Genomic DNA, 13,640 nt, shown 5'->3' with positions numbered 1-13,640 from the left:
TCCTTTGCACCCCGTGTTGCTACTGTCGCTGGAGTGCTTTGGGGGGCTAATGTGACTGTAGTGAATATCTCGCCGCCGAAGGCGGGAAACGACAGCAACTGATGCGACAGCGGAGAGCACAAGAAGGCGAAGGGGCAGCTTTTATGACGACAACGCGAGGCGGGCGCCCGCGGCACCCACGCGAGGCAGCGCCACTGGGACCGCGCACGTCCCAGCGCCCCACGCAACGCAAGCCCGCCTCGGCGGGCCAGCCCGGCCAGCAGTCGGGTCTGGCGCGACTGATCCGCCGCACCCAGGCGGCAATGGATTCGCGCGCGCTGACGGACTACACCCTGATCCGGACGATCGTTTTGGTCCTGGCCGGCCTCGGCGTGGTCATGGTGCTCAGTTCCTCGATGGCATCTTCGTTCGCGTCGTCCGCATCCGTGTGGTCGCAGGCACTGCGCCAGACCGTCATGGTCGCCGGCGGCCTGTTCCTCTTTTGGATCATGCTGAAGATGCCCCCGGACCGGCTGCGCCGCCTGGCCCACGTGATCATGATTGTCGCCGTGCTGCTACTGATCGTCGTGCTCACCCCCATCGGCACCGGCCGCGATGAGGTGGGGTCGCAGTCCTGGCTGGTCTTCGGCCCGATCAGCGTTCAGCCCTCTGAGCTGGCGCGCGTCGCCATCGCCATCTGGGGTGCGAGCGTGCTGGCGAACAAGGATTACACCCGCCCCTCCAAGCTGGACAACGGCTTCGCGCCGTTTATCGCCGTAGCCATCCTCTGCGTCGGGCTGATCGGGTTGCAGGGCGACTACGGCATGGCGGTGTCGTTCTCCGTCGTCGTCGCTTTCATCTTGCTCTTCGCTGGCATCTCCTGGCGCCTCATCGGCGCCGCCGCGGCGGTGGCGATGGTGGGCATGGTGTTCGTCTTCCTCTCCGGCGGCTACCGCTCCGACCGCTTCCACGTCTACTTCGACGCGCTCTTCGGCCGCTTCGAGGACACGCGCGACACCGCCTTCCAGTCCCACCAGGGCTACTTATCGCTTGCCGACGGCTCCCTGTTCGGCGTCGGCCTCGGCCAATCACGCGCCAAGTGGTTCTACCTCCCCGAGGCGCGCAACGACTTCATCTTCGCCGTCATCGGCGAGGAGCTGGGCCTGTGGGGCGGCGCCCTGGTAATCATCCTGTTCGGCCTGCTGGCGTTCTTCGGCCTGCGCGCCGCGCGCCGCGCCCAGAACCAGTTCCAGGCGCTGCTCGCTGCGGCGCTGACAACGGGCGTGGTGTCCCAGGCGTTTATCAACATCGCCTACGTGCTGGGTCTGCTGCCCGTGACCGGCATCCAGCTGCCCATGCTCTCGGCAGGTGGTACCTCCGCGGTGATCACACTGGCCGCGATGGGAATCCTCGCCTCGGTGGCGCGCCACGAGCCAGACGCGGTCTCATCCATGCAGAACTACGGCCGCCCCGCGTTCGACCGGATCCTGGGCATCGGCGAGCCGAAGTCCCCAGGCCAGCTTGCCAAGCCCCAGGCGCGCCGTCCCGAGCAGCGCGCTAGCGCCGGCCACCGCGAGCGCTACGGCGACCCGGTCACCGCGCGCCCGCCGGTGTCACGGCGTCCGATGCAGCGCCCGGTGCAGCGCCCCGCTGCGGGTGTCCGCGCCCCGGAGCGCCCGCGCTACGATGTCCGCAGAGACAATTCCTGGGGCGGAGACCGCCGCGCCAGCTAGAAGGGAGTCCCCCGCCGTATGGCTGAGAAGCTAAGCGTCGTCGTCGCCGGTGGCGGCACCGCCGGACACATCGAACCCGCCCTGGCGGTGGGGGAGGTGCTGCGCGATGAGTTCGGTGCCTTTGTTACCGCACTCGGCACGGAGAAAGGGCTGGAGACGGCCATCGTCCCGTCGCGCGGTTTCGAGCTCAACCTGATCGACCCGGTGCCGATCCCGCGCTCCACACCGTGGCTTCTGCCGGGGGTGCCGTTCAAGCTGGCCAAATCCGTGCACCAGACCCGGTCCGCGCTCAAGCGCGTCGGCGCGGACGTGGTCTTCGGCACCGGCGGCTACGTCGCCGCCTCCGCGTACCTGGCCGCGGCGTCGCTGCGGCTGCCGTTCTTTGTACTGGAGACCAACGCGCTGGCCGGGATGGCCAACAAGCTCGGGGTGCGCCTCGGCGGCACCGGATTCAACGCGGTGGCGGGTTCCGGGATGCCGGGCGAGGTCGTGGGCATTCCCGTTCGCCCCGGCGTGGGCAGCGACCCGGACGGCACCAAGGCCGAGCACGGTTACAAGATGTGGAACCTGGACCCGGGCCGGAAGACGATTTTGGTCACCGGGGGATCGCAGGGCGCGGTAAGCATTAACGCTGCTCTTGCGGGGGCCGTCGATACGCTCGCGGCGAAGGGGTGGCAGGTGCTTCACGCCTACGGGCGCAAGAACGACGCGCCCGCCGCGCACGAGCACTACACGGCCGTGCCCTACATTGACGCGATGGAGCAGGCATACGCCGTCGCGGACCTCGTGGTGTGCCGCTCGGGGGCGATGACCGTGGCGGAAAACTCCGCCGCCGGGCTTCCCGCGATCTACGTGCCGTTGCCGCACGGCAACGGTGAGCAGGGGCTCAACTCCGCCCACCTGGTTGACATGGGCGCCGCCGCGCGCATTGACGACGCCGACCTCAGCGCCGAGCGGCTGATCCACGAGGTCAATGCCATCCTCGGCGATCCGCAGCGCTTGGAGCAAATGCGGGCCTCGTTGAAGGATTCCGGCGCGGGCGACGTCGCGCGCGAGCTGGCGCTGCGCACTGTCCGTTCCGCGAGATCACCCCGCTAACTACCACCCCCACAGCACCGTTAACGTTTACCTACCCGGGAGGTTGCCGATGCCCAGCATCGACCTGTCACGCGTCCATCTCATCGGAATCGGAGGCGCCGGCATGTCCGGGCTCGCGCACATCGCGCTGCGCCGCGGCTCGGTGGTCACGGGGTCGGACGTGAAAGACTCGCGCCCGGTGCAGGCGCTGCGCACCCAGGGCGCGACGATTGCGGTCGGCCACGACCGGGGCAACCTCGAGCTCGCGGGGGAGCTGCCGACGGTGGTGGTGACCAGTTTCGCGGCGATCCCGAAGGACAACCCGGAACTGGTGCGCGCCGCTGAGGAGTCGATCCCCGTGATTCGGCGCTCTGACCTGCTCGCGGAGCTGATGGAGGGTTCGACCCAGCTGCTGCTCGCGGGGACGCACGGGAAAACGTCGACGACGTCGATGTCGGTCGTGGCGCTGCAGGCGGCGGGCGAGGACCCCTCGTTCGCCATCGGCGGCCAGCTCAACCTCGCCGGCACGAACGCCCACCAGGGTGCGGGCGAGGTGTTCGTGGCCGAGGCCGACGAGTCCGACGCCTCCCTGCTGCGCTACAAGCCGGACGTCGCCGTGATCACCAACATCGAGCCGGATCACCTGGACTACTTCGGCACGGCGGAGAAGTACTTCGAGGTTTTCGACAGCTTCGCCGATCGCATCCAGCCCGGCGGCCACCTCGTGGTGTGCTTGGACGACGCAGAAGCGGCCGCCTGTGGGCAGCGCGCCCGCGCCCGCGGCGTCACCGTGGTCGGGTACGGCACGGCCGCCGCGGCGTCTCGCTACCCGGATATCGAGGCGGCGGCCGTGATCACCACCTCGGATGCGACCTCGGCCGAGGTTGAGCTCAGCGTCGGGGGTGTCAGCCGCACGGTGCGCTACACGTTGAGCATCCCGGGCCACCACATGGTGCTCAACGCGGCCGGGGCGCTGCTGGCGTGCACGCTCGTCGGGGCGGACCCGGACAAGCTGGCCGAGGGGTTGACTGGCTTTACCGGCGTGCGCCGCCGCTTCGAGCTCAAGGGCGAGATCACGGGCGGGCGCTTCGCGGGAGTGCGCGTGTACGACGATTACGCGCATCACCCCACCGAGGTCACCGCGGTGCTCACCGCCGCGCGCGACACCGTGCGCGCCGCGGGCCAGGGGGGCCGCGTTGTGGCGTGCTTCCAGCCGCACCTGTACTCGCGGACCATCGCGTTTGCGCAGCAGTTCGCCGCCGCGCTCTCGCTGGCCGACGCCGTCGTGCTCCTCGACATCTTCGGCGCCCGCGAGGAACCTGTCGAGGGGGTGGATTCGCGCATCATCATCGACCACATGGAGCGCGAAGCAGCCGCGACGACGGTGTACGAACCGAACTTCTCCTACGCCCCGTCCACGATCGCGGGGATCACGCAGGCCGGTGACCTCGTGCTGACGATGGGCGCGGGCACAGTCACGCTGCTTGGCGACGACATCCTCGCCACGCTCGGGGAGGGCTAGGCCATGGGACGTGCACAACGCCGGATCATCATCGTGGTCGTGGTCGCGGTCGTCGTCATTGCGATCGCCGCGCTGGTCCTGCCGCGCACCCAAGCGTTCGCGGTCAAAGACATCACCGTCGCAGGGGCGACGCAGCTCAGCCCGGAGGAGGTGAAGACGGCGACGGGGATTACCCCGGGCACGCCGATCGGGGCGGTGGACACCCACGACGCCGCCGTGGGCGTGGCGGGGCTCCCGTGGGTCGAAAGCGTGACGGTCACCAGGTCGTGGCCGTCGACGATCGAGGTGGAGCTTACGGAGCACACCGCGGTGGCGTTTGTGTCCGAGCCCGACGGCAAGCACCTGATCGACGCGGAGGGCCAGGAGTTCGCGGTGGATGACCCGCCCGCCGGGGCGGTGGAGATCACCGGCGCTGCGGCGGGGGATGACGCAGTCTTGGCCGGTGGCGTGGCGGTGGCGTCGTCGATAAGCGGGCCCAGCCGCGAGGCGGTCGAATCGATCGAGGCGCGCAGCCCGAACACGTTCGTTCTGAAGCTGAACGACGGCCGCACCGTCGTGTGGGGCGCGAGCGAGAACAATGCGAACAAGGCGCTGGCGCTGGACACCGTGCTGCAGCGCGAGGGCCAGGAGTTCAACATTTCCAACCCGCAGCAGGTGACGGTGCGCTAGGCGCGCGGCAAAACCCCAGGTTAAAACCCTAAAGTAAAGGTTTAGGGTAGTGACACGCCGAACCAAAAACATCAAAAGTGCAATTTCTCGCCCATGATGGAGACCACGTAAGGCCCATGAACCAAGAGTTACCTGAAAGGCGAGACACCCCCCATGACATCTCCCGCTAACTACCTCGCCATGATCCGCGTCGTCGGAGTCGGTGGCGGCGGCGTCAACGCCGTCAACCGGATGATCGAGGAAGGGTTGAAAGGCGTCGAATTCGTCGCCGTCAACACCGACTCCCAGGCGCTGCTGTTTACCGACGCCGACACCAAGCTCGACATCGGTCGCGAGGCTACCCGCGGACTCGGCGCGGGCGCGAACCCGGAGGTCGGCCGCACCTCCGCAGAGGATCACAAGCAGGAGATCGAGGAGTCGCTTAAGGGCTCCGACATGGTGTTCGTCACCGCCGGTGAGGGCGGTGGCACCGGCACCGGCGCGGCGCCGGTTGTCGCGGGAATCGCCAAGAAGATGGGCGCTCTGACCATCGGCGTGGTTACCCGCCCGTTCTCCTTCGAGGGCAAGCGCCGCACCCGCCAGGCCATGGAGGGCATCGCCAACCTCAAAGAGGTCTGCGACACCGTCATCGTCATCCCCAACGACCGCCTGCTCCAGCTTGGCGACGCCGAACTGTCCATGATGGAAGCCTTCCGCGCCGCCGACGAGGTGCTCTACAACGGCGTGCAGGGCATCACCAACCTGATCACCATCCCCGGCATGATCAACGTCGACTTTGCCGACGTGCGCTCCGTCATGGCCGACGCCGGTTCCGCGCTCATGGGCGTCGGCTCCGCCCGCGGCGACAACCGCGTCATGGCAGCCACCGAACAGGCGATCAACTCGCCTCTGCTCGAGGCCACCATGGAGGGCGCCAAGGGCGTGCTCATCTCCGTCGCCGGCGGCTCCGACCTCGGCCTGATGGAAGTCAACAACGCCGCCTCCATCGTCGAGGAAAAGGCCGACGATGACGCCAACATCATCTTCGGCACGATCATTGACGACAACCTCGGCGACGAAGTCCGCGTCACCATCATCGCCACCGGTTTCGACGAGAAGGCCAACGTGCGCCCCGACGCCGAGCAGCCGCAGTCGGAGGGTTCGACTCGCGCCGTGACCGTTGAGCCGGAGCCCGCCTCCGAGACTGCTACACCGGCGCCGCAGCGCGGTTCGCTTTTCGACGACCGCAGCGCCGACGCCCCGACCAGCGACTATGACCGCACCAGCGAGTCGCGCCAGCCGCGCCACCGCTACGAGGAGCGCCGCACCGGCCTGTTCACCGAGCGCGAGGAGCGCCGCGCGCCGCGTTACGACGACGTCGACGTCCCCGACTTCCTGCAGTAAGTTGGCGGCTGCGGGTTCGGGGGGCCTCCGCGCAGTTTGGACTGCGCATTTTACGACGCCGGGCCGGCGAACCCGCAGGTCGCGTCAGGCCTGTGTGGCCATATTGCGCAGTAGACATTGCGTAGTGGCCCATGCGCTGCCGCGCACCGGGTGAGACGACCAGCCACGCAGGCATTACCCGCCGCGTCCCACTAGCCTGGACCGTATGCGAAACGCCACATCTGATCCCCACAGCGTGAGCGAGCGCCCCGTCCGCATGGTGTTTACCTCCCGTGCTGGCGGGGCGTCGGCGCCCCCGTACGCATCGTTCAACCTTGCTGAGCACGTTGGCGATGCCCCCGACGCCGTCGCCGACAACCGCGCGCGCTTAGCGCGCGTCCTCGGGCTTGATCTGCAGCGACTTGTTTGGATGGAGCAGCTGCACACCAACACCGTCACCGTCGTCGATGGCCCGCAGTCACAGCCCGTGGAGGCGACCGATGCCCTGGTCACCACCACGCCCGGCCTTGCCCTGTGCGTGCTGGTCGCCGACTGCGTGCCCGTGCTTTTATCCGACCACGCCGCGGGGGTGATCGCCGCGGTGCACGCCGGCCGCGTCGGGGCACGCAACGGCATTGTGCGCAAGGCGATCGACGCCATGGTGGGGCTGGGCGCATCCCCGGGCAACATCCAGGCGTTGCTGGGGCCCGCGGCGGCGGGGGAGTCGTACGAGGTGCCCGGTGACATGGCTGCGGACGTCGAGAAGCAGCTGCCTGGCTCTCGGGTGACAACGCCACAGGGAACGAGTGGGCTGGATATCCGCGCCGGGCTGGTGCGCCAGCTGATGTCGATGGGGGTCACCCACATCGACGCGGACCCGCGCGATACCGTGGCCGATGAGGATTTCTTTTCGTACCGGCGCGAGGGCACGACAGGCCGCCAGGCCGGTGTGATCTGGTTGACGGGAGAAAGCGATGGATAGAAAAGACGAGCTGGCCACAAACCTTGAGCGCGTGCGCGCCCAGATCAGCGAGGCGGTCACGGCTGCTGGGCGCACCGAGGGCAGCGTGCGGCTGATCCCGGTGTCCAAGTTTCACCCGGTGGCCGATATCGCGGCGCTCGGTGAGCTCGGCGTGGAGCTCGTGGGGGAGAACCGCGAGCAGGAAGCGCGCGCCAAGGCCGAGGAGTTGGTGCAGGCGGGTGCGGGTGTGCGGATCGCGATGATCGGCCAGATCCAGTCGAAAAAGGCCAACGCCGTGGCGCGGTGGGCGGCGGAGGTGCATTCCGTCGACTCGGTGAGACTCGCCACCGGGCTCGACCGCGGCATGGAGCTGGCGCTCGAGCGCGGCGACCGCACATCCACACGGCTGCGCTGCCTGGTGCAGGTTTCCGCCGACGGCGACACGGCCCGCGGCGGCGTCGCCTACGAGGGCCTCGACGAGGTGGCGGACGCCATTGAGGCGGCGACGCACCTCGAGCTCGGCGGGATCATGGTCGTCCCGCCGCTCGGTTCGGACGAGACCGCGGTGTTCACGGGCGCGCGCGAGCGTGCCGACGCCCTGGGTGACCGTATCGGGCGTCCCATGGACCTGTCCGCGGGCATGTCCGGGGACTTCGCGACAGCGATCGCCTGCGGTTCCGACATCGTGCGTGTCGGAACCGGGGTGTTTGGCGCCCGGCCCGTAGGCTAGCCCTCAACGGACGGCAACTACCTGCAGGAGCACCAAACCTATGTCAATTCTCGGCAACGCCAAGGAATTTTTCGGCCTCGGAGTCCAGGACGTCAACGACGCAGACGAGGCCTACTACTACGACGAGCCGCGCTACGCTGCGGCGGGCGCCGGATACGCCCGCGAGACCAGTGTGGAGCGCGAGCCGCGCGCCTACGACGCCCCGCACACCCGTGAGTACGGCTCCACCCGCGTCCACACCTCGGCGCTGGTCAACGCTGTGCCCCGCAGCTACAACGACGCCCGCGAGATCGGCGAGCCCTTCCGTGACGGCGACGCCGTGATCATGGACCTGACCGACCTCGACGCAGCCGACGCCAAGCGTCTCGTCGACTTCGCCGCTGGCCTGTGCTTCGCGCTGCGCGGCAAGATGCACAACCTGACCAAGGGTATGGCGACTGATCGCCGCGTGTTCGCCATCGTTCCCGAAGGCTCGCACATCTCCGAGGGCGAGCTCGAGCGCGCGGCGCACCTGCGCTAGCGTTCGCCCGCTGCTAGCAGGTCAATGCCCCTTCCGACACCCGTTACGGGTGAGGGAAGGGGCATTAGTGCTCTCGGGGCAGCACAGGTAGGCTGCTACACGTGGCTTTATTCGGATCAATTCTTGTGGCGCTCATCGGGCTTTATTCCCTCATGGTGGTTATTCGCATCATCGTGGAGATGATCCAGTCGTTTTCCAAGCACTTCGATCCGCCGCGCTGGTTCATGGTCGCGGCCGAGTACATCTTCGTGGCGACGGATCCCCCGGTCAAAGCGCTGCGCCGACTCATCCCGCCGCTGCAGATGGGCAACGGCATTGGCATCGACATCAGTGTGATCGCCCTGTTCCTCATCCTCATGCTGCTGCAGGTTGGCGTCCAGGCGCTGCTCGTGATGCCGTTCTTGCGCTAAGCGTGGGGGTACTTTTTCCGGCGCTGTGGGGCGCTTGGCGTGCAACAGGTCAACGTCCACGGTAGATTGAGGGTATAAATGTATTGACGTGGGTGTGCTTCGGATACACTTAGCGTGTCAACACAATACAAATCGTACTTTTATTCAGGGCGTTCCTTTTCTTTGGGGGAGCACCCGCCCGCTCACACTTGTGGGCCTGACATTAACGCGAAGGGAACTCTAATGCCGCTGACTCCAGCAGACGTGCACAAAGTCGCTTTCAACAAGCCTCCGATCGGCAAGCGGGGTTACAACGAGGACGAGGTTGACCAGTTCCTCGACCTCGTAGAGGACACTCTCGCCCAGCTTCTGGACGAGAACGACGATCTGCGCGCCCAGGTGGAGGAGCTCAGCCGCGGTGGAGCCACGCAGGCTCCCTCCGCGCCGGTTGCTGCCACCCCCCAGGTTGATGAGAAGGCCCTCCGCGCCGACATCGAGGCCGAGATTCGCGCCGAGTACGAGCAGAAGGTCCGCGCCGCCGAGGCTGAGGCACGCTCCGCCCGCGAGGACGCTGAGCGCGCTCGCAAGCAGGCAGGGGAGGCTGGCTCCAACCGCAGCCAGCCAAGCACCGTTGCTGCCACTGCAGCGCCGAAGGCAGAGGCTTCTGCCGATACCCATGTTCAGGCTGCGAAGGTCCTCGGCCTCGCCCAGGAGATGGCCGATCGCCTCACCTCCGACGCGCAGGCTGAGGCACGCTCCATGCTCGACGAGGCCCGCGGTGCCGCTGAGCGCCAGCTGCAGGAGGCCGAGTCCAAGGCGAACGAGACCACCCGCGCCGCTGAGTCCCGTGCCCTGCAGCTCGTTTCTGAGGCCGAGAAGAGGGCCGACGAGACCACCAACGACGCCAACTCCCGCGCTGAGGCGCAGGTCCGCCAGGCTGAGGAGAAGGCCCAGAAGCTGCAGGCTGACGCCGAGCGCAAGCACACCGAGATCATGAACACGGTGAAGCAGCAGCAGGCCGCTCTGGAGAACCGCATCGCTGAACTGCGCACTTTCGAGCGCGAGTACCGCACGCGCCTGAAGACGCTGCTGCAGTCCCAGCTCGAGGAGCTCGAGTCGCGCTCGACCTCCGCACCAAGCGGCGACGCTGGCGAGAAGTAAGACTTACGCCCACGCGCACCCCTTGACCCTCACCCGGGTCAGGGGGTGCGTTTCGTTGCGCTAGAATAAACCACGTCGCCGATGCGTTGTACTTAACGCGCATCGAACGCACGCGTTGATCCGGCCATCACCGGGGAGCGTTTCCGGAAGAACAGCCGCACCCTACGGGGTCGGCCCAGTAGAACCGGACGTCACCGGGAAGACGTTACTTCCTTCACCACAAACGAAGTGGGGGTCAGTTCGCTGGCCTCAAGCAGGGTGGTACCGCGCGGTTGCCCGCGTCCCTGCAGCGTCAAGGCATTAAACGTGAGTGAAGGAGTAGGTCGTATGGTTGACGTCGGCGGGGTGTACCCCAAGGTCGATATGACGGGCGGCAGCAGTAGCTTCCCAGAGATGGAGCGCATCGTTGGCGCGTATTGGGATGAGGATGGCACGTTTCAGGCGTCGTTAGCAGGCCGCGAAGGCTGCGAGGAATACGTCTTTAACGACGGGCCCCCGTTCGCCAACGGCCTGCCCCACTACGGGCACCTGCTCACGGGTTACGTCAAGGACATCGTGCCGCGTTACCGCACGATGACCGGCCACCACGTGCCGCGCGTGTTCGGCTGGGACTGCCACGGCCTGCCCGCCGAGCTGGAGGCGGAAAAGCAGCTCGGCATCACGGACAAGGCCCAGATCGAGGACATGGGCCTGGAGAAGTTCAACGAGTACTGCGCCAAGTCCGTGATGAACTACGCCAGCGAGTGGGAAGACTACGTCAACCGCCAAGCGCGCTGGGTCGACTTCGAAAACGGCTACAAAACGATGGACCTGGACTTCATGGAGTCCGTCATGTGGGCGTTTAAGGAGCTCTACGACAAGGGCCTAATCTACCAGGGCTTCCGCGTCCTGCCGTACTCCTGGGCCGAGCACACGCCGCTATCGAACCAGGAGACGCGGCTTGACGACGCCTACCGCGAACGCCAAGACCCCACAGTGACCGTGACCATGCCGTTTACCGGCGCCCGCGCGGGTTACCAGGCCGAGAAGACGTGGGCCGAGCACCCCGAGCTTCACGACGCCGCCGCCATCGCCTGGACCACCACGCCGTGGACGCTACCGTCGAACCTGGCGCTCGCTGTGGGCCCCGAGGTCGAGTACTCCCTCGTGCGCGTCGGCTCCACGGGCGCGGAGGGCTTTATCGGCGCCACGATGCTGCTCGCCAGCAACTTGGTCGGCGCGTACTCGAAGGAGCTCGGCGAGGACGCCGAAGTCGTGGCCACGTTTAGCGGCGCGCAGCTCGAAGGCCTCGAGTACACCCCCGTGTTCGACCACTTCGCCGATACCGAGAATGCCTTCATGGTGCTCACCGCGGACTACGTCACCACCGAAGACGGCACCGGTGTGGTCCACCAGGCGCCAGCCTTCGGCGAGGACGACATGGCCACCACGGAGAAGTACTCGATCCCGCTGGTCATCCCCGTCGATGCCGACGGCAAGTTCACATCGCTGGTGCCCGAATACGAGGGCAAGCTCGTTTTCGACGCTAACCGCGACATCATCCGCGACCTGAAGGCAGCGGGCCGCGTCGTGCGCGACCAAACCATCGTGCACTCCTACCCGCACTCGTGGCGCTCGGGCGAGCCGCTGATCTACATGGCGCTGCCCGCGTGGTTTGTCAAGGTCTCCCAGTTCCGTGACCGCATGGTGGAGCTGAACCAGGAGATCGAGTGGATCCCGGCGCACATCCGCGACGGGCAGTTCGGCAAGTGGCTCGAGGGCGCGCGCGATTGGAACATCTCGCGCACCCGCTACTGGGGCTCGCCCGTGCCGGCGTGGGTCTCCGACAACCCCGAGTACCCGCGTGTCGACGTCTACGGCTCCCTCGACGAGCTCGAGCGCGACTTCGGTGTGCGCCCGGAAAGCCTGCACCGCCCCTACATCGACGAGCTGACCCGCCCCAACCCGGATGACCCGACGGGTAAGTCCACGATGCGCCGCGTGCCGGATGTGCTGGACTGCTGGTTCGAATCCGGCTCCATGCCTTTTGCCCAGTACCACTACCCGTTTGAGAACGTCGCCGAGCACGACGCGCGCCAGCCCGCCGACTTCATCGTCGAGTACTCGGGCCAGACGCGCGGCTGGTTCTACGTCCAGCACGTGCTGTCCACCGCGCTGTTCGACCGCCCGGCGTTTAAGAAGGTCGTCGCGCACGGCATCGTGCTGGGCTCCGACGGGCAGAAGATGTCGAAGTCGAAGGGCAATTACCCGAACGTCAACGAGGTCTTTGACCGCGACGGCTCGGATGCGATGCGCTGGTTCCTCATGTCCAGCCCGATCCTGCGCGGCGGCAACCTCGTCGTCACCGAGCAGGGCATCCGCGACGGCGTGCGCCAAGCGCTTCTGCCGATCTGGAACGCGTACAGCTTCCTGCAGCTCTACTCCTCCACGGAGGCGCGCTGGTCCGTCGACTCCGACAACGTGCTCGACCGCTACATCCTGGCCAAGACCCACGACCTCGTCGCGGGCGTCGCCCAGGCGCTGAGCGATACCCGCATCGCCGACGCCTGCGACGAGGTGCGCCAGTTCGCCGACACGCTGACCAACTGGTACGTGCGCCGCTCCCGCGACCGCTTCTGGGAGGGCCAGGAGGCGCATCCGGAGGCCTTCGACACGCTCTACACGGTGCTCGAGGTACTCACGCGGGTCACCGCACCGCTTCTGCCGTACATCACCGAGGTGATCTGGCGCGGCCTGACCGGCGGGCGCTCCGTCCACCTGGCGGACTACCCGCGGGCAGAGGAGATCCCGGCCAACGCTGAGCTCGTCGCGGCGATGGACGCGACGCGCGCGGTGTGCTCCGCGGCGTCGTCGGTGCGCAAGGCCAACAAGTTGCGCAACCGCCTGCCGCTGCCGAAGCTCACCGTCGCCCTGCCGGAGTCGGCGCGGCTCGCCGACTTCGCGGCCGCGATCCGCGACGAGGTCAACGTCAAGGAGGTCGAGCTGACCGACGACGTCGCCTCCGCCGGTTCGTTCGAGGTTGTTGTCAACGCGAAGGTGGCGGGTCCGAAGCTGGGCAAGGACGTGCAGCGCGCGATCAAGGGCGTCAAGGCGGGCAACTACGAGCGCCAGGGCGACAACGTCGTGGTGGACGGAGACATCGTGCTCACCCCTGAGCTCTACACCGAGCGGCTCGTCGCCGTTAACCCCGAGTCCACGGCGCGTATCGACGCCCTCACCGGCGTCGACGGCCTCGTGGTGCTCGACACCACCGTCACCGAGGAACTCGAGGCTGAGGGCTGGGCGGCGGACGTCATCCGCGGCCTGCAGGACGCGCGCAAGGCCTCCGGCTTCGAGGTCTCCGACCGCATCTCCGTCGTGCTCAGCGTGCCAGGGGACAAGCATGAGTGGGCGCGTCGTCACGCAGAGCACATCGCCGCCGAGACGCTGGCGACCTCCTTCGAGGTGGTCGAGGGTGAGGCGCTCGAGCACGAGGTCGTCGCGGGTGTGAGCGCTACGGTGGCGAAGAACGCTTAGGTTCGCTTCCCCCTCAACCCG

Annotated in this window: 11 protein-coding genes; all 11 read left to right on the top strand. The window is 67.3% G+C overall.

Annotation, left to right across the window (positions count from 1 at the left end; all coding sequences use genetic code 11):
• Positions 1-143 precede the first annotated feature (143 nt).
• The 11 genes from RIU96_RS10175 (at position 144) to ileS (ending at position 13,619) form a co-directional block, all read left to right on the top strand.
• A complete protein-coding gene (locus RIU96_RS10175) occupies positions 144-1,712 on the top strand; it encodes an FtsW/RodA/SpoVE family cell cycle protein (RefSeq protein WP_375544260.1) in 1,569 nt (522 codons plus the stop codon).
• An 18-nt stretch (positions 1,713-1,730) separates the two neighbouring features.
• Positions 1,731-2,810 carry a UDP-N-acetylglucosamine--N-acetylmuramyl-(pentapeptide) pyrophosphoryl-undecaprenol N-acetylglucosamine transferase gene (locus tag RIU96_RS10170; RefSeq protein ID WP_136651507.1) on the top strand — a complete coding sequence of 360 codons (1,080 nt, stop codon included), beginning with the start codon at positions 1,731-1,733 and terminating at the stop codon, positions 2,808-2,810.
• 49 nt (positions 2,811-2,859) lie between these two features.
• The gene (murC, locus tag RIU96_RS10165; RefSeq protein ID WP_259794598.1) at positions 2,860-4,311 is read left to right on the top strand and encodes a UDP-N-acetylmuramate--L-alanine ligase; all 1,452 of its coding nucleotides are present in this window, start codon (positions 2,860-2,862) and stop codon (positions 4,309-4,311) included.
• A 3-nt stretch (positions 4,312-4,314) separates the two neighbouring features.
• On the top strand, positions 4,315-4,980 hold the full coding sequence (locus tag RIU96_RS10160) for a cell division protein FtsQ/DivIB (protein WP_144689187.1): 666 nt from the start codon (positions 4,315-4,317) through the stop codon (positions 4,978-4,980).
• Between the two features lie 153 nt (positions 4,981-5,133).
• The gene (ftsZ, locus tag RIU96_RS10155; protein WP_136651510.1) at positions 5,134-6,363 is read left to right on the top strand and encodes a cell division protein FtsZ; all 1,230 of its coding nucleotides are present in this window, start codon (positions 5,134-5,136) and stop codon (positions 6,361-6,363) included.
• 205 nt (positions 6,364-6,568) lie between these two features.
• Positions 6,569-7,324 (top strand): peptidoglycan editing factor PgeF, encoded by a 756-nt coding sequence (gene pgeF, locus RIU96_RS10150; RefSeq protein ID WP_136651511.1) that lies wholly within the window; start codon positions 6,569-6,571, stop codon positions 7,322-7,324.
• On the top strand, positions 7,317-8,033 hold the full coding sequence (locus tag RIU96_RS10145) for a YggS family pyridoxal phosphate-dependent enzyme (protein ID WP_136651512.1): 717 nt from the start codon (positions 7,317-7,319) through the stop codon (positions 8,031-8,033). The genes pgeF and RIU96_RS10145 overlap by 8 nt, the downstream gene beginning before the upstream one ends.
• A gap of 40 nt (positions 8,034-8,073) precedes the next feature.
• On the top strand, positions 8,074-8,553 hold the full coding sequence (locus RIU96_RS10140; protein ID WP_136651513.1) for a cell division protein SepF: 480 nt from the start codon (positions 8,074-8,076) through the stop codon (positions 8,551-8,553).
• A gap of 101 nt (positions 8,554-8,654) precedes the next feature.
• On the top strand, positions 8,655-8,963 hold the full coding sequence (locus tag RIU96_RS10135; RefSeq protein WP_136651514.1) for a YggT family protein: 309 nt from the start codon (positions 8,655-8,657) through the stop codon (positions 8,961-8,963).
• A gap of 222 nt (positions 8,964-9,185) precedes the next feature.
• Positions 9,186-10,103: a DivIVA-like cell division protein Wag31 gene (locus tag RIU96_RS10130; protein WP_136651515.1), complete on the top strand. Its 918-nt coding sequence runs from the start codon at positions 9,186-9,188 to the stop codon at positions 10,101-10,103.
• 327 nt (positions 10,104-10,430) lie between these two features.
• The gene (ileS, locus tag RIU96_RS10125) at positions 10,431-13,619 is read left to right on the top strand and encodes an isoleucine--tRNA ligase (RefSeq protein ID WP_311205187.1); all 3,189 of its coding nucleotides are present in this window, start codon (positions 10,431-10,433) and stop codon (positions 13,617-13,619) included.
• Positions 13,620-13,640 lie beyond the last annotated feature (21 nt).

Source organism: Corynebacterium sp. Z-1 (assembly GCF_031844665.1).
Lineage (GTDB): Bacteria > Actinomycetota > Actinomycetes > Mycobacteriales > Mycobacteriaceae > Corynebacterium > Corynebacterium sanguinis.
This window is presented reverse-complemented; position numbering and strand designations above follow the sequence as displayed.